Genomic DNA, 14,390 nt, shown 5'->3' on the forward strand with positions numbered 1-14,390 from the left:
GGTACGAGCCGCGATGCACATCCTCACCACCACATCCGCCTCGCTCGACGATCTCGCCGAGCCTGTCGATCTCAGGCAAACGCCTGCGGATGTCGTGGCGCTGTCCTTCACCGACAGCGACCTGGCCGGGCTGGCGGCGGCGTGGAAGGCAGATGCGCACCGCCTGCCGTCGATGCGGCTCGCCGCCTTGCGCGACCTGCGCCATCCGATGTCCGTCGACCTGTGGATCGACAGTGTCGCCCGCCACGCCAAGGTCATTCTGGTCCGCATCCTCGGCGGCTACGAGTGGTGGCGCTATGGCTGCGACCAGCTCGCCGTTATCGCGCGAAATCGCGGTATCAAGCTGGCGCTGCTGCCCGGCGAGAGCCACGACGAGGATTTGCGGCTGATCGAAGGCTCGACGCTGCCGCGCGAGGAGTTGGACGGCCTGCTTGGCTATTTCCGCGAGGGCGGACCGGCGAATATGACGGCGCTGGTGCAGAGGCTGGCAAGTCTCGCTGGATCGGGTGCGGCGGTAGCCGAACCTGTTAGCGTGCCAAAGGCGGGATTTTACGAGCCGGGACTGGGGGTCGTAGAACGCGGCGTCCCCCTCCCCCTCGAGGGGAGGGTCCGGCCGCAGGCCGGGGGTGGGGTCCTCTCCGAAGCGCGCCTACACAAAACGTCGCGCATTGCCGTGACGACCCCACCCGGCCCTGCGGGCCACTCTCCCCTCGAGAGGGAGGGGGACGTCGTGCCAATTCTCTTCTACCGTTCGATGCTGCTCGCCGCCGATGTTGCGCCCATCGACGCGCTTTTCGAAGCCCTGCGCCACCGCGGGATGGCTCCCGTGCCTATGTTCGTCTCCAGCCTCAAGGACCCGGCGTCGCTCGCCTTTGTCGAAACCGCGCTCGCAACCCTGAAGCCTGCCGCCATCATCACCGCCACGGCTTTCGCCTCGGGTGCCGAGCCCGGCGTTGAAACCCTGTTCGACCGCGCCGGCGTGCCGGTGTTCCAGGTCATCGTCGCGACCACCCGCCGCGACATCTGGCAAACCAATCAGCGCGGCCTGGCGCCCGCCGACCTTGCCATGCATGTCGTCCTGCCCGAGCTCGACGGCCGCATCCTGGCCGGCGCCATTTCATTCAAGGGCGAAAGCGAAACCGACCCGGCGCTGGCCTTCCGCGCCTTCGCCAACCGGCCTGAGCCCGACCGCGTGGCGCAAGTGGCGAACCGTGTCGAGGCCTTCGTGCGCCTGCAGCGGACGCCGCGTGCGGAGCGCAAGCTCGCCATCCTGATCCCCGACTATCCGAGCGCCCCCGGTCGCACCGGCTACGCGGTTGGTCTCGACGTGCCGTCCAGCGTGCTGGCAATGCTGCACGACCTCAGCGAACAGGGCTACGCCGTTGAAAGGATTCCGCAAACGCCGCGCGAATTGCTGGAGGTGCTGGAGCGTGGAGGTGAAGGGTTGGGGTTTGAGGACTATCTCGGGTACTCGGCGGAATTGCCTGCTGAAGCGATAGCTGCCGTGACGGCCGCATGGGGGAATGCGGCAGATGACACAAGTTTGTGCGAGGCACCCCCCTCTGTCCTGCCGGAGACGTCCGGCAGGACAGAGGGGGGTGTTCAAGCGACTGCCGCCGCAAAATTCGCCTTCCGCGCAGCCACCTTCGGCAACGTCACCGTGGCACTCGCCCCTTACCGCGGGCGCTCAGCCGACCGCCGCGCCGACTATCACGACCCGACGCTGCCGCCGCGCCATGCGCTGGTCGCCTTTGGGCTCTGGCTGCGCAAGTCGCTCGGCATCCATGCAATTGTCCATGTCGGCGCCCATGGCACGCTGGAGTGGCTGCCCGGCAAGACCGTGGCGCTCAGCGAAAACTGCTTTCCCGAGATAGTCACCGGTCCCCTGCCCGTCATCTATCCCTTCATCGTCTCCAACCCGGGAGAGGCAGCGCAGGCCAAGCGGCGCATTGCCGCCGTCACGCTCGGCCATCTGCCGCCGCCGCTGACCGGCGCCGGGCTGGACGAAAACCAGCACCGGCTTGAACGACTGGTTGACGAATATGCCCAGGCCGACGGGCTCGACCGCCGCCGCCGCGACCGCCTGGCGAAGCTGATCGTCGAGACGGCGGAAAAGACCGGCCTCGCCTCGGAAGCCGGGGTTGCCCAAACCGACGTCCCCGACGAAGCGCTGCGCCGCATCGACGCCTGGCTCTGCGATCTCAAGGATTTCGCCATCAAGGACGGCCTGCACATTTACGGCCGCTCGCCGGAAGGCGAGGCTGATCCGTTGCGGCGGCAAAGCGCGGCAGCTGAAAAAACCGCGCTGCTTGCCGCCCTCGACGGCCGCCACGTCGCTGCCGGTCCGGCCGGTGCGCCGGCGCGTGGCCGGAGCGATGTGCTGCCCACCGGCCGCAATTTGTTTACCGCCGACCCGCGCACCATGCCGACGCCGACCGCCTATGATCTGGGCAAGGTGGCAGCGGAAGAAGTGGTCCGCAGCTACATGCAATCGCATGGCGACTGGCCGCGCTCGCTGGTCATCGACCTGTGGGGCTCGGCCTCGCTGCGCACCGGCGGTGAGGAGATCGCGCAAGGCCTGGCGCTGATGGGCTGCCGGCCGCAATGGGATTCCGCCACCGGCCGCATCACCGGCATAGATGTGCTGCCGCCGGCAACACTCGGCCGTCCGCGCATCGATGTCATCTGGCGCATATCGGGCCTGTTCCGCGACATGTTCCCGACCCAGATCGCGCTGATCGACGCCGCGGCCAACGCGGTGGCGACCCGCGACGAGGATGATTCGGAAAACCCGCTCGCCGCTAGGACCCGCATCGACGGCAAGATCAGCCCGCGCATTTTCGGCACCTCGCCGGGCACTTACGGCGCGGGCGTCGAGGACTTGTTGTCGAGCGGCGACTGGGCCGCGCGCGAAGAGATCGGCCGCACCTATCTCGCCGCCACCTCGCACGCCTATGGCGGCTCCGAGGGCAAAGGCATTTCGGCGCCCGGCGCGTTCGAGGATCGCCTCGCCGAGGCCGACCTTCTGGTTCATACCGGCGACGACCCCGGCCGCGACATCCTCGAAGGCTCGGCCGACGTCGCCTTCATCGGCGGCTTTTCGGCAGCGCTTGCCGCGCTCGGCAAGAACGCCGACGTGATCGTGCTCGACACCACGGACCCGCAAAAGCCGAAGCCGCGCTCGATCAGTGAGGCCGTATCCCGGGTAGTTCGCGCCCGCGCGGTCAACCCGCGCTTCATCGCCGGCCAGCTGCGGCACGGGCCGCGCGGCGCCTCGGAATTCGCCGAGACGGTCGACCGGCTGGTCGGCTTTGCCGAGACTACCCATGCCATATCGGGCACGCTGATCGAGGCGGTGCACGACGCCTATCTTGGCGACCCCGTGGTGCGCGCCTTCATCCTGCGCGAGAACCCGGCGGCGGCGAAGGTGATCGCCGAGCGTTTGCTGTCGGCACGGCGGCGCGGGCTCTGGCATCCGCTGCGCAATTCGATCGATGGCGATCTCGCCGCACTGATTGCCGAAGCGCAAGCGCTGGGAGTGGCGGCATGAACGCTTTCTCGCTCCGTGGCGCCTGCCCCGCTTTGTCGGCGCCGATGCAAACCGGTGACGGGCTGCTGGTGCGGCTCAATCCGGTCGCTGGAGGACTGTTGCCGAAGTCGTTGATCGGAGCCTGCGAATCCGCCTTGCGCCATGGCAACGGCATCATGGAAGTGACCGCCCGCGGCAGCCTGCAGATCCGCGGCCTGACGCCGGCAAGCGCGCGGCTGCTGGCGATGGAGGTCGATGCGCTCGGCATCGCTGTGCGCACCGGCGTGCCGGTCGAGACCGGCCCGCTGGCCGGGCTCGACCAGGAGGAGATAGCCGACCCGCGCCCGATGGCGGAGCTGATTCGGGCGGCAATTGAGGACGCCGGTGTTACGCAACGCCTTGGCCCGAAGGTTTCGGTGATTGTTGACGGCGGCGGGCAGCTGACAATGGATGCGGTTACGGCCGATGTCAGGCTGGTCGCGGTGCGGGCCGCCGACGGAATTAAGTGGTGGGTATCGCTCGCCGGAGACGTGCAGGGTGCTACGCCGCTGGCGATATCCGAGGAAGATGCGGCTTGTGACATCGCCGTCGCCATTCTCAGGATGGTTGCCGAAAAGGGCCGCGAAGCTCATGCACGGGATTTGACGGAACGGCAGCGTAGATCACTCGCAAGCTGGCATTCCGTCGCGCCCCCCTCTGTCCTGCCGGACATCTCCCCCTCTAGGGGGGAGATCGGCAGTTCCGCCGACGGCCGTCCTTCTGCTGCCTCGGTATTCGGCGCGACTTCGGCGATTAGCGAAGGCGGAGACCAAGGTGCAATCTCCCCCCTAGAGGGGGAGATGTCCGGCAGGACAGAGGGGGGCGCCGTAGAGCGACATCGCCCGCCCATTGGTATCTTCAACCTGAGTAACGGCCACGCTCTCGGCATCGGCCTGCCCTACGGCAGCATGCCCGCAGATAAACTCATCGGCCTCGCGCAGAGTGCCCTCACTCTTGGCACAGTCGAAATCCGCCTGGCCCCGAGGCGGGGCCTGCTTCTCCTCGGTCAGCCGGCAGCCGCCAACCAGCCCCTTCAAAACACCGCCGCAGCCCTCGGCTTTGTCACCGACGCAGCCGATCCGCGCACCAGGATCGCCGCCTGCCCCGGCGCACCCGCCTGCGCCTCCGGCCGGATCGCGACACGCGACATCGCCGAGATCATCGCTACAGAAAACCGCGACATCCTTGATTCCTCGCTGACGCTGCACATCTCCGGCTGCGCCAAGGGCTGTGCCCATCCCGGTCCGGCGGCGCTGACCCTGGTCGGTGGCGAAAACGGAGCCGGACTTGTCGTGGACGGGACGGCAAAGGCATTGCCCGCCGGATACAGGCCGGGCTACGACGCCGCGCACGGCATCGGCCGCGTTGCAGCGGCGATCCGCAGCGTACGACATTCCGGCGAGACTGCTGCCGCCTGCCTGGCAAGGCTCGGCGCGGCCGGCATCACCGAAATCTACCGACAGGAATGAGCATGCCCGCCCAGAACGCCTACGACTACATCCATGATGGCACGGCGATCTACGAGCGCTCCTTCGCCATTATCCGCGCCGAGGCCGACCTTTCGCGCTTTTCCGAAGCCGAAGCCGAAATCGCTATCCGCATGATCCACGCCTGCGGCCAGGTCGATGCTTGCAGGCACTTCGTTTTCTCGAGCGATTTCGTCGCCGCCGCGCGCACGGCGCTGGCGGCCGGCGCGCCGATCTTCTGCGATGCGCAGATGGTCTCGCATGGCGTCACGCGCGCCCGGCTGCCGGCCGGCAATGAGGTGATCTGCACGCTGCGCGATCCGCGGACCGCCGACATCGCGAAAAAGATCGGCAACACCCGCTCGGCCGCCGCGATCGACCTGTGGGGCGAGCGCATGGCCGGTTCGGTCGTCGCCATCGGCAATGCGCCGACAGCCCTTTTCTATCTGCTGGAAAAGCTGCGCGACGGCGCGCCGAAGCCGGCGGCGATCATCGGCATGCCGGTCGGGTTTGTCGGTGCCGCCGAATCGAAGGATGCGCTGGCCGAAAATTCCTATGGCGTGCCTTACGCCATCGTGCGCGGCCGGCTGGGCGGCAGCGCCATGACCGCCGCCGCACTCAATGCATTGGCGAGGCCGGGCCTATGAATGCGATTGCAAAAGGCAGACTTGTCGGCGTCGGCACCGGACCCGGCGACCCGGAACTCTTGACGCTGAAGGCAGTGCGCGCGCTGGCCGCGGCCGATGTCGTCGCGCATTTCGCCAAGCGCGGCAACAACAGCAACGCGCGCGCCATTGTCGGCGCGCATTTTCGCCCTGATCTGATCGAACTGCCGCTGCTCTATCCGGTGACGACCGAAATCGACAAGGACCACAGCGATTACCGGTCGCAGATAACGGATTTCTACGAGCAGTCGGCCGAAAAGGTCGCCGCGCACCTCAGCGCCGGCAGGATGGTCGCGGTGCTCTCGGAGGGCGATCCGCTTTTCTACGGCTCCTACATGCATCTTCATGTCCGGCTGGCGCACCGCTTTCCGAGCGAAGTCATTCCCGGCGTCACCGCCATGTCCGGCTGCTGGTCGGCGACCGGCCTGCCGATCGTCCAGGGCGACGACGTGCTGACGGTGCTGCCGGGCACCATGAGCGAATTCGAGCTGACGCGTCGCCTCGCCGATACCGACGCTGCGGTGATCATGAAGGTCGGCCGCAACCTGCCCAAGATCAGGCGCGCGCTGGAGGCCACCGACAAGCTGGCGCGGGCCATCTATGTCGAGCGCGGCACCATGCCGGGCGGCGCCTCGATGCGGCTGGCCGATAAAAAGGACGACCAGGCGCCTTATTTCGCCATCGTGCTGGTGGCCGGCTGGTCGGGCCGGCCAAGCGCATTGAAAGCCGAAGCATGAGCGGCCGCCTCACTGTCATCGGCCTCGGGCCCGGCAACGCCGACCAGGTGACGCCGGAGGCAAGCCGCGCCGTTGCCGAGGCAAAATTCTTCTACGGCTATAAACCCTATCTCGACCGGCTCGATCTGCGCCCCGACCAGATTCGCGTCGCTTCCGACAATCGCGAGGAACTCGCGCGCTCCAGGGACGCGCTGCTGAAGGCTGTGGAAGGCTACGATGTCGCCGTCGTGTCGGGCGGCGATCCCGGCGTCTTCGCCATGGCCGCGGCCGTCTGCGAGGCGATAGAGGCGGGCCCACCCGAATGGCGCGCGGTCGACATCGCCATCGTGCCCGGTATCACCGCCATGCTCGCCGTCGCCGCCCGCATCGGCGCGCCGCTCGGCCATGATTTCTGCGCCATCTCCCTGTCCGACAATCTGAAGCCGTGGGACCTGATCGAGCTACGCCTGCTGGCGGCAGCCGGCGCCGGCTTCGTAATCGCGCTCTACAACCCGATCAGCAAGGCGCGCCCATGGCAGCTAGGCCGCGCCTTCGAATGCCTTGCTGCGATCCTGCCCGGCACCACGCCGGTGATCTTCGGCCGTGCCGCCGGCCGTCCCGACGAGCGCATCGAGGTTTTTCTGCTGGCCGACGCCGATGCCGCGAAGGCCGACATGTCGACCTGCATCATCATCGGCTCGCCGGAAACCAGAATCATCAAGCGGGGTGACAAGGCCGCGCTGGTCTACACGCCGCGTTCGGCAGCGGGCCCAAGAACATGACCGACCAGAAAATGATCGACCATCGCGGCAAGAGATTCAACGGTCTCAGCCGACGTGACGTCCGGCAGCGCCGGCCTGCGGATCATCACCACCTCGATTCCCAGCGCTCGCGCCGCCGCGATCTTGCCGTAGGTCGCCTCGCCGCCGCTGTTTTTGGAAACAACGACTTCGATGTGGTGTTGCAGAAGCAGTGCATGTTCGTCGACTTCCCGAAACGGCCCGCGCGCCAAGAGATAGGTCGCGCGGGGCACAGCGAGCCTGGGCTCGACCGGGTCGACACTGCGGATGAGATAATGATGCTGGGGAGCGGCCTTGAAGGCAGCGACCTCCTGTCGCCCGAGCGCCAGGAACACGCGGCGCGGCACCGGTCCCAAAGCCGTCACCGCGCTGGCAACGGTGTCGACCAACATCCAGCGATCACCTTCGACCGCCTCCCATCCGGGACGCCTGAGCGCAACGATAGGCACGCCGGTCATGCGCGCTGCTTCCGCCGCATTGGCGGAGATTCGCGCCGCATAGGGATGCGTGGCGTCGATCAGCAGGTCGATCTTGTTCTGGCGGAGATACGCCGCCAGCCCGCCGGCACCGCCGAAGCCGCCGACCCGCACCGGCACCCCCTGCGCGGCCGGGTTTTCAGTGCGGCCGGCCAGCGACAGCATGACCGAAATATCCGCGCGCGCGGCCAGCTTTCCGGCCATTTGCCGGGCTTCGGTGGTTCCGCCGAGGATCAGTATGCGGTGGGTCATTATGCCTGCTGAAGCTCCGCGCGGCGCCAAGCTCACCTCAAAGTGGCTCACGATCATCGGCATCGGCGAGGACGGTGTAGCGGGTCTCGGCGACGAGGCCAAGCAGTTGATCGCGGAGGCCGAATTCGTCTTCGGCGGCAAGCGCCACCTTGCCCTCGTCGCGTCGCTCGCCAAAGGTGAAGCGCGCGCCTGGCCGACACCTTTCGATGCCGAGATGCGCGACGTGCTGGCGCTCTCCGGCAGACGCGTCTGCGTGCTGGCCTCCGGCGATCCCCTCTACCACGGTGTCGGCGTCACCCTCGCCCGCAAGGTCGCGGCAGAGGGTATGCGGGTGATCCCCGCGCCCTCGGCCTTTTCGCTGGCCGCCTCACGCCTGGGCTGGGCGCTGCAGGACGTCGAGACCATTTCGCTGCATGGCCGCTCGCTCGACCTGATCCGGCCGTTGCTGCATCCTTGCACCCGCATTCTCGCGCTGACCTCGGACAGCGATGCACCGGGAGCGATTGCCCGTCTGCTGACAGAGCTCGGCTTCGGCGCCTCGCAGCTGACCGTTCTGGAGGCGCTGGGTGGGCCGAACGAAAGCCTGCGCTCGGCGAGCGCCGGCACTTTCGACCTCGAAAAGATCAACCCGCTCAACGTGCTCGCGATCGAAGTTGAATCGACTTCGCAAGCGCGCATCGTGCCGCTGACAGCGGGACTTGCCGATCATTTGTTCGAGCATGACGGCCAGATCACCAAGCGCGAAGTGCGCGCCGTCACGCTGTCCGCTCTCGCGCCAAGACGCGGCGAACTGCTGTGGGACATCGGCGCCGGATCGGGCTCCATCGGCATCGAATGGATGCTGGCGCATCCCTCCATGCGCGCCATCGCCGTTGAGGCCGATCCGGCCCGCGCCGCGCGCATCCGACGCAACGCCGCGGCTTGCGGCGTTCCCAGTCTCACCGTCGTCGAAGGTTCGGCACCGCAAGCTCTTGCCGGGCTGGAGACGCCCGCGGCGATCTTCATCGGCGGCGGCGGCAGCGATGCCGGCGTGCTGGAAGGAGCCATCGATGCCTTGCCTGCCGGCGGCCGCCTCGTCGCCAATGCGGTGACCCTGGAGATGGAGGCGCTGCTGCTTTCCCGTCACGCCGCGCACGGCGGCCAGCTCGCCCGCATCGCTGTATCCCGTGCTTCGCCGGTTGGTTCGATGCAGGCCTGGCGGCCGGCTATGCCGGTCACTCAATGGAGTTGGGTCAAGCCATGATGGTCGCGGGCATCGGCAGCCGCAAAGGCGTCAGCGCAACGGACGTGCTTGCCGCGGTAGAAACCGCGCTGGAGGCGCACGGGCTTGCCCTGCCCGCGCTTTCGGCCCTCGCGACCGCGTCTCTCAAGCAGGATGAGGCGGCAATCTTCGCCGCCGGACGCGAACTCCGCCTTCCGGTGATCGTCGTCGAGCAGGATGAACTCAAAGCCGCATCTACGACCAGCCGTTCCGACCTATCGCAGGAGCATGCCGGCACGCCGTCGGTTTCCGAAGCGTCGGCGCTTGCCGCCGCCGGCAAAGGCGCAAAACTGCTCGGGCCGCGCACCGTGCTCGGTGCCGTCACTTGCGCCATCGCCATCAGCGGAGATGCGGCATGACCGTTCACTTCATCGGTGCCGGCCCCGGTGCTGCCGACCTCATCACCTTGCGCGGCAGCCGACTGCTCGGCAGTTGTCCCGTCTGCCTCTATGCCGGATCGATCGTCGCGCCGGAGCTGTTACAGCACTGCGCGCCCGGAACGAGGTTGATCGACACCGCGCCGATGTCGCTCGATGAGATCGAGGCCGAATATCTGGCCGCCCACGCGGCCGGCAATGATGTTGCCCGCCTGCATTCCGGCGATCTTTCGGTGTGGAGCGCCGTTGCCGAGCAGATCCGCCGGCTGGAAAAGCACGGCATTCCTTATACGCTGACGCCGGGCGTGCCGTCCTTCGCCGCTGCGGCGGCAGCGCTGCGCCGCGAGCTGACCATTCCAGAAGTCGCGCAAAGCCTGGTGCTGACCCGCATCTCCGGCCGCGCCTCGAAAATGCCGCCCGGCGAAACGCTGGCCGGCTTCGGCCGCACCGGCGCCACGCTGGCCATCCACCTTGCCATCCACGCTATCGACCGCGTCGTCGCCGAGCTGACGCCGCATTACGGCGCCGACTGCCCGGTCGCGGTCGTCTTCCGAGCCTCCTGGCCGGACGAGCGCGTGCTGACCGGCACGCTGGCCACCATCGAGGCGCAATTGGCCGCCGATCCGATGGAACGCACGGCAATCATCTTCGTCGGCCGCTCGCTGGCGGCCGAAGGCTTTGGCGAAAGTTCACTGTATGACGCGCATTACCAGCGGCGCTTTCGCGGACGGGACGGATTGTGAGCGGCAGCAATAGAAACACTACGGTCGAGCAGGCGCTCACCCGGCTGAACTTCAAGCCGCGCCAGCTGGAGCCCGGTCACGTCTGGCTGGCCGGTGCCGGCCCTGGCGATCCCGGCTGCCTGACGCTGGAAGTGCTGGCCGCCCTCGGACAGTGCGACGCGCTGGTTTATGACGCGCTGGTCTCGCCAGAAGTCGTCGCCGTCGCCGAGGGCGCGGAACTGTTCTATGCCGGCAAACGCGGCGGCAAGCCGTCGATGAAGCAGGACGACATCACCGCTCTGCTGGTCCGACTGGCGCGCTCGGGCCGGCGCGTCGTCAGGCTCAAGGGCGGCGACCCCTATATTTTCGGGCGTGGCGGCGAGGAGGCGCTGGCGCTGGCCGGGGAAACTATCCCGTTCCGCATCCTGCCTGGCCTGACGTCCGGCCTCAGCGCGCTGGCCGCGACCGGCATTCCCGGCACCATGCGCGGCATCAACAAGGCGCTGATCCTGGCGACCGGCCATGCCGCCGGCACCGATGATGATCTCGACTGGGCGGCAATCGCCCGCACCGGCCAGCCGGTGGTCATCTATATGGGCATGGCCAACCTGCCGCTGATCGCCGCCTCGCTGCTCGAGGGTGGGCTGGCGCCTTCGACGCCCGCCGCGGTGGTCGTCGCTGCGACGACCCCGCAGGAACGCATCGTCGTCGCAATGCTCGCCACAATTGCGGAAGAGGCAGCGGCCGCCGGTCTGACCTCGCCGGCGCTGATCGTCGTCGGCGGGATCGTCGGGATGCGCGCGGCACTGGCGGGTGAGCAATGACCCGCGCCATCATCATCGGCGCGCCGCGCTCGGGCTCGGGCAAGACCAGCGTCACCATCGGCATTTTGCGCGCCCTCGCCCGGCGCGGCCTGAAAGTGCGCGGCGCCAAATCCGGCCCGGACTATATCGATCCCGGCTTCCACACCGCCGCCACCGGCTTGTCCGGCATCAATCTCGACAGCTGGGCAATGCCGCCCGCCCTGCTCAACGCGCTGGCCGGCGAAGCGAGCGAGGACGCCGACTTCATCTTTCTCGAAAGCGCCATGGGCCTGTTCGACGGAATTCCGGCTGCTCCGGGCCGCACCGGCTCGGCCGCCGACCTTGCCCGACTCTACGGCCTGCCGGTGCTGCTGGTGCTCGACGTCTCCGGTCAATCGACCACAGCGGCGGCCGTCGCCAAGGGCTTTGCTACTTATGACCCCGATGTGCGCATGGCCGGGGTCGTGCTCAACCGGCTGGGCAGCGAGCGCCACCGCCGGCTATGCGGCGATGCCATCGAGGCACTCGGCCTGCCTGTCGTCGGCGCTATCCTGCGCGATCCCTCGCTCAACCTGCCCGAGCGCCATCTCGGTCTCGTCCAGGCCGGCGAATATGAGAATCTGATGGCGCATCTCGACCGGCTGGCCGACATGGTCGAGCGGTCGCTCGACCTCGACGCCATTATGGCGCTGGCGGCGCCATTCACGCCCGCGCCGGGCAATTTCGACGACGCGCTGCCGCCGCCCGGCCAGCGCATCGCATTGGCCGAGGACGCCGCCTTCACCTTCCTCTATCCGCACGTTGCCGCGCATTGGCGCAAGGCCGGCGCCGAGATCGTTCCGTTCTCGCCGCTCACCGATGAGGCGCCAGGCGACGATTGCGATGTCTGCTGGCTGCCCGGCGGCTATCCCGAGCTTCATGCCGGCCGCCTCGCGGCCGCGGCGAATTTCAGGGCCGGCACGGCGCGGTTCGCCGCCACGCGGCCGGTGCATGGCGAGTGCGGCGGCTTCATGGTGTTGGGCGAAGCGCTCGAGGACGCGTCGGGCGAGACGCATCGGATGCTTGGCCTCCTCGGCCATTCGACCAGCTTCGCCAAGCGCAAGATGAATCTCGGCTACCGCGAGGCGCGGCTGCGGTCCGGCTGTCCGCTCGGCAGCCAAGGCACGCTGATCCGCGGCCATGAATTCCACTACGCGCAGATGATTGCGACCGGCAATGACGAGCCGCTGGCCGACCTCGCCGACGGTCAAGGAAATTCGCTCGGCGCCTCGGGCTACCGGCGCGGCAATGTCAGCGGCACGTTCTTCCATGCCATTGCGAGGGGCGCATGAACGTCTCGCAACGGCAGCTGCCCGACGACATCGCTCTCTGCCTCGTCTTCTTCACCCGGCTGCCGCTGCCGAGCGCCGACTTTCGCGGCCGCAGCCTTGCCGCCGCGATCTGGGCGGCGCCCGTGGCCGGTCTCGCCGTCGCTCTGGCCGGTGCGCTGGTCTACGCCGGCGGCACGAGGCTCGGCCTCGCCGCTGGCCCTGCTGCAGCGTTGACCCTTGCCGCGATCTTGCTCGCTACCGGCTGCCTGCATGAGGACGGGCTTTCGGATGTCGCCGACGGCTTTGGCGGCGGCAAGACACGCGACAGGAAACTCGAGATCATGCGTGACAGCCGCATCGGTGCCTACGGCGCCTGCGCGCTCGGCATCTCGCTGCTGATCCGCTGGAGCGTGCTCTCTGGATTCGCCGGCCCGGCTCATGTCTTCTGGGCTCTCATTGCCGCGCATGCGGCCTCGCGCGGCCTGATCGGCGCCCTCATGCACCTGCTGCCGCGGGCCCGCAGCGACGGCCTCTCGGCCGAAGCAGGCACCGTATCCGCTGAAACCGCTGGTATCGGTGCCGTACTCGGTGCGGTCGCGCTGCTGGCGCTTGGGTTCGGCGCTGCCGTTTTCGCGATCATCCTGCTCGGTCTGTTATTCGCCGCCTTCCGAGCGCTTTGCCTCAACCAGATCGGCGGCCAGACCGGCGACACCGTCGGCGCCCTGCAGCAGCTGGGCGAGATCGCAATCCTGCTCGTCGCTTCCGTTTCCCTTTCCTGACTCTGTTTCGGAGATTTCGCCCCCATGCCTTTCAAATCGTTCGATGAACTGCGCGCCGCCTGTCTCGACCTGCCCAATGGCAGCGATGCCGCCGCCAATACCGTCGCCCGCCGCCAGGATACACTGACCAAGCCGCAAGGCAGCCTCGGCCGGCTGGAGACGATCGCCGCCTGGCTGGCGCGCTGGCAGGGCCGCGACATGCCAAAGCTCGACCGCGTCAAGGTCTTCGTCTTCGCCGGCAACCACGGCGTCACCGCGCAGGGCGTATCGGCCTTCCCTTCGGAAGTCACCGTGCAGATGGTGGCGAATTTCGCCGGCGGCGGCGCCGCCATCAACCAGCTTGCCCGCATCGCCGGCGCGGAGCTGGACGTCATCCCGCTCGACCTCGACCGTCCGACCGGCGACTTCACGCAAGAGCCGGCGATGGACGACGAAGCCTTCCTCGCCGCCGTCTCGGCCGGCTACGACGCGATCAGCAGGGATCTCGACCTCGTCTGCTTCGGCGAAATGGGCATCGGCAACACCACGCCGGCGGCAGCTATCTCGACCGCGCTGTTCGGCGGTAGCGCGGAGCGATGGACAGGGCGTGGCACCGGCGTCGACGACGCCGGCCTCGTGCGCAAGATCGTCGCCATCGAGGCCGGCCTGAAGCGCCACGCCCCGGCGCTGGCCGATCCGCTGAAGATAGCGGCAGCCCTCGGCGGACGCGAGCTTGCGGCGATCCTTGGTGCGACGCTGGCGGCGCGCCATCTCGGCGTCCCGGTGCTGCTCGACGGCTTCGTCTGCACCGCCGCCGCCGCACCCTTGGCGAGATTGCATCCTGCCGGCCTCGCTCACACCATGGCCGCTCACGTCTCAGCCGAATCCGGCCACCGCCGCCTGCTCGAAGCGCTCGGTCTGCCGCCGCTGCTCGACCTCGGCATGCGGCTCGGCGAAGGCTCCGGCGCCTGCCTCGCCGTCAACATCGTCCGCTCGGCGTTGGAGTGCCATGCCCGCATGGCAAGTTTCGCCGAGGCCGGGGTGTCGGAGAAGTAGCCACCAGATTTTGCCGCACCAGTGGGCTGAGCCGATGAGGGCTCTCGCGAAAGTGGTATCTTCCGCTCCCAGCTATTCTCTAATAGATATGGAGGATGAAAAAGCTTCACCCTGGCGCGATCCAGGGCGGAAGTGCATGCTTTGTCCTCGCTTTAAGCTC

At 67.8% G+C, this 14,390-nt stretch carries 13 protein-coding genes; 12 read left to right on the plus strand and 1 reads right to left on the minus strand.

Translation table 11 applies throughout. From position 1 onward, the window contains the following. Positions 1–13 precede the first annotated feature (13 nt). From cobN to NKH67_RS04560, 5 genes are read left to right on the plus strand one after another with little or no spacing between them, the layout of a single operon-like run. Positions 14–3,550 carry a cobaltochelatase subunit CobN gene (gene cobN, locus NKH67_RS04540; RefSeq protein WP_352470226.1) on the plus strand — a complete coding sequence of 1,179 codons (3,537 nt, stop codon included), beginning with the start codon at positions 14–16 and terminating at the stop codon, positions 3,548–3,550. Further along, positions 3,547–5,037, plus strand: a complete 1,491-nt coding sequence (gene cobG, locus NKH67_RS04545; RefSeq protein ID WP_352470225.1) for a precorrin-3B synthase — start codon at positions 3,547–3,549, stop codon at positions 5,035–5,037. Before cobN ends, cobG begins: the two co-directional genes overlap by 4 nt. Further along, positions 5,034–5,681: a precorrin-8X methylmutase gene (locus NKH67_RS04550; protein WP_502893717.1), complete on the plus strand. Its 648-nt coding sequence runs from the start codon at positions 5,034–5,036 to the stop codon at positions 5,679–5,681. The genes cobG and NKH67_RS04550 overlap by 4 nt, the downstream gene beginning before the upstream one ends. Next, positions 5,678–6,436 carry a precorrin-2 C(20)-methyltransferase gene (locus NKH67_RS04555; RefSeq protein WP_352470223.1) on the plus strand — a complete coding sequence of 253 codons (759 nt, stop codon included), beginning with the start codon at positions 5,678–5,680 and terminating at the stop codon, positions 6,434–6,436. Before NKH67_RS04550 ends, NKH67_RS04555 begins: the two co-directional genes overlap by 4 nt. Next, entirely contained in the window at positions 6,433–7,197 is a 765-nt protein-coding gene (locus NKH67_RS04560; RefSeq protein WP_352470222.1) for a precorrin-3B C(17)-methyltransferase, read from the plus strand. Before NKH67_RS04555 ends, NKH67_RS04560 begins: the two co-directional genes overlap by 4 nt. Here the strand turns inward: NKH67_RS04560 and NKH67_RS04565 are convergent. Continuing rightward, a complete protein-coding gene (locus tag NKH67_RS04565) occupies positions 7,161–7,943 on the minus strand; it encodes a cobalt-precorrin-6A reductase (RefSeq protein ID WP_352470221.1) in 783 nt (260 codons plus the stop codon). The genes NKH67_RS04560 and NKH67_RS04565 overlap by 37 nt on opposite strands. 1 nt (position 7,944) lies before the next feature. Here NKH67_RS04565 and cbiE point away from each other — a divergent pair, with 1 nt between their 5' ends. The 7 genes from cbiE to cobT are packed head-to-tail and all read left to right on the plus strand — an operon-like array spanning position 7,945 to position 14,230. Continuing rightward, positions 7,945–9,186, plus strand: a complete 1,242-nt coding sequence (cbiE, locus tag NKH67_RS04570; protein ID WP_352470220.1) for a precorrin-6y C5,15-methyltransferase (decarboxylating) subunit CbiE — start codon at positions 7,945–7,947, stop codon at positions 9,184–9,186. Beyond that, complete coding sequence (locus NKH67_RS04575; RefSeq protein WP_352470219.1) at positions 9,183–9,563, plus strand: cobalamin biosynthesis protein; 381 nt, start codon at positions 9,183–9,185, stop codon at positions 9,561–9,563. Before cbiE ends, NKH67_RS04575 begins: the two co-directional genes overlap by 4 nt. After that, entirely contained in the window at positions 9,560–10,324 is a 765-nt protein-coding gene (gene cobM / locus NKH67_RS04580; RefSeq protein ID WP_352470218.1) for a precorrin-4 C(11)-methyltransferase, read from the plus strand. Before NKH67_RS04575 ends, cobM begins: the two co-directional genes overlap by 4 nt. Beyond that, on the plus strand, positions 10,321–11,127 hold the full coding sequence (gene cobA, locus NKH67_RS04585) for a uroporphyrinogen-III C-methyltransferase (protein ID WP_352470217.1): 807 nt from the start codon (positions 10,321–10,323) through the stop codon (positions 11,125–11,127). The genes cobM and cobA overlap by 4 nt, the downstream gene beginning before the upstream one ends. Further along, positions 11,124–12,437, plus strand: coding sequence for a cobyrinic acid a,c-diamide synthase CobB (locus NKH67_RS04590; RefSeq protein WP_352470216.1), 1,314 nt, complete (start codon positions 11,124–11,126; stop codon positions 12,435–12,437). The genes cobA and NKH67_RS04590 overlap by 4 nt, the downstream gene beginning before the upstream one ends. Further along, positions 12,434–13,195 (plus strand): adenosylcobinamide-GDP ribazoletransferase, encoded by a 762-nt coding sequence (gene cobS / locus NKH67_RS04595; RefSeq protein ID WP_352470215.1) that lies wholly within the window; start codon positions 12,434–12,436, stop codon positions 13,193–13,195. The genes NKH67_RS04590 and cobS overlap by 4 nt, the downstream gene beginning before the upstream one ends. A 24-nt stretch (positions 13,196–13,219) precedes the next feature. Next, the gene (gene cobT, locus NKH67_RS04600) at positions 13,220–14,230 is read left to right on the plus strand and encodes a nicotinate-nucleotide--dimethylbenzimidazole phosphoribosyltransferase (RefSeq protein WP_352470214.1); all 1,011 of its coding nucleotides are present in this window, start codon (positions 13,220–13,222) and stop codon (positions 14,228–14,230) included. Positions 14,231–14,390 lie beyond the last annotated feature (160 nt).

Origin of the sequence: Mesorhizobium sp. M0968 (genome assembly GCF_040319065.1) — a bacterium.
GTDB lineage: Bacteria > Pseudomonadota > Alphaproteobacteria > Rhizobiales > Rhizobiaceae > Mesorhizobium.

Excerpts from the sequence above, each read along its gene's own strand:
- cobN (WP_352470226.1), top strand. The coding sequence starts at position 14 with ATGCACATCCTCACCACCACATCCGCCTCGCTCGACGATCTCGCCGAG.
- cobG (WP_352470225.1), top strand. The coding sequence starts at position 3,547 with ATGAACGCTTTCTCGCTCCGTGGCGCCTGCCCCGCTTTGTCGGCGCCG.
- NKH67_RS04550 (WP_502893717.1), top strand. The coding sequence starts at position 5,034 with ATGAGCATGCCCGCCCAGAACGCCTACGACTACATCCATGATGGCACG.
- NKH67_RS04555 (WP_352470223.1), top strand. The coding sequence starts at position 5,678 with ATGAATGCGATTGCAAAAGGCAGACTTGTCGGCGTCGGCACCGGACCC.
- NKH67_RS04560 (WP_352470222.1), top strand. The coding sequence starts at position 6,433 with ATGAGCGGCCGCCTCACTGTCATCGGCCTCGGGCCCGGCAACGCCGAC.
- NKH67_RS04565 (WP_352470221.1), bottom strand. The coding sequence starts at position 7,943 with ATGACCCACCGCATACTGATCCTCGGCGGAACCACCGAAGCCCGGCAA.
- cbiE (WP_352470220.1), top strand. The coding sequence starts at position 7,945 with ATGCCTGCTGAAGCTCCGCGCGGCGCCAAGCTCACCTCAAAGTGGCTC.
- NKH67_RS04575 (WP_352470219.1), top strand. The coding sequence starts at position 9,183 with ATGATGGTCGCGGGCATCGGCAGCCGCAAAGGCGTCAGCGCAACGGAC.
- cobM (WP_352470218.1), top strand. The coding sequence starts at position 9,560 with ATGACCGTTCACTTCATCGGTGCCGGCCCCGGTGCTGCCGACCTCATC.
- NKH67_RS04590 (WP_352470216.1), top strand. The coding sequence starts at position 11,124 with ATGACCCGCGCCATCATCATCGGCGCGCCGCGCTCGGGCTCGGGCAAG.
- cobS (WP_352470215.1), top strand. The coding sequence starts at position 12,434 with ATGAACGTCTCGCAACGGCAGCTGCCCGACGACATCGCTCTCTGCCTC.
- cobT (WP_352470214.1), top strand. The coding sequence starts at position 13,220 with ATGCCTTTCAAATCGTTCGATGAACTGCGCGCCGCCTGTCTCGACCTG.